1 protein-coding gene is annotated in these 1190 nt (G+C 50.6%); it reads left to right on the top strand.

Going from position 1 to position 1190, the window contains the following annotated elements:
• Positions 1-162: 162 nt before the first annotated feature.
• Positions 163-1190 (top strand): hypothetical protein (locus tag BN2628_RS00050; RefSeq protein WP_257606322.1); only part of this gene is annotated, 1028 nt, incomplete at its 3' end.

Genomic DNA, 1190 nt, shown 5'->3' with positions numbered 1-1190 from the left:
TCCATATCCAAAGCTTCGCTCAAAGCCACCCGCAATTTACCACGCAATGCCGCAGGGAAATTAACGAAAAAGTTAGCCGCAGGAGTCCCTAACGCCCTCGTTGTAGGTACTGCCATGTCCCCATTACAATCCGGTACTTATTCCGACATACTCCAGCGGAACATGGGACAAGCAGATGCCACTATTGACGAAAACGGAAAAGTAAAATACTTAGGGCAAGAAAACCAAAAATCGATAGGACGCTCCATTGCCGAAGGATTAGCCTCAAGCACCATCTCCAATGTTTCTGAAATGTCGGGAGAGTTATTAGGAGCGTTAGGTAAATTTTTCAAACCTGGAGTAAAAAAAATAGTGGGTGCGACCACCCGGCATATATCCCCCCGGCTCACCGGTTTCATATCCCGCACCACCCCTAGAGTCCTCGATTACACTAAGATGATAAAAGACAAAAATATCATCACCGGCTTCCGCGATTTTGCCAAAGCCACCGGCTGGAACGGCATCGCGGGCGAAACCTTCGAAGAATTCATGGAAGGAACCCTCAATGCCGTCACCATAGGCGACCAAGGACTCGAAGACATATACAATTGGGAAAACGCCTTACAAACCATAACTACCGTAGGCATCATGTCCGTCGGCATGAGCTCTGCAGCAGCTACCCTGCTAGCTGGAGCCAAACGGAAAATAAAAGCCGATTACGACCGGGCCGACCGGCACCTTAACGAGGCATTCTCCCCCAGCCAGGTAGCCGAGATAAAATCCATCCTCGGTGAGAACCTACAAGACCAAAGCAAGATATTGGGACAGATGTTTGCCGAATCTTCAAAAGCACCTACAGCCGAAGAACGAAAACAACGTTCACAAGAACAAGCCATCATCCAGGACTACATATACAAGGCCAACCTCTACGAAGCATACCTGGGAGGCTTGCAGTCGCGCATCAAAGAAGAAGCTGGCCGTATCATTGAAAATCTGCGGCAACAAGCCAATCCCGACATGGGTGCCACCATATACGCTGACTACCGGGGGCAGACCGTCCGCATCACCTCCGGTACATTCGACATAGACCCCGAAGGCAACATCACCCCCCGGGAAGGCAGCACCGGTATGCTTACCATCATCACCCCCGAAGGAGATACCCAAGTCGTCTCCCCCTCACAGTTGGGCAAGGTACAAGACTACATGACCCT

The organism is Gabonia massiliensis, from assembly GCF_001403595.1.
GTDB classification, from domain to species: domain Bacteria; phylum Bacteroidota; class Bacteroidia; order Bacteroidales; family Coprobacteraceae; genus Coprobacter; species Coprobacter secundus.
Note: the sequence above shows the minus strand (reverse complement) of the source record. Positions and strands in the feature narration are given on the sequence as shown.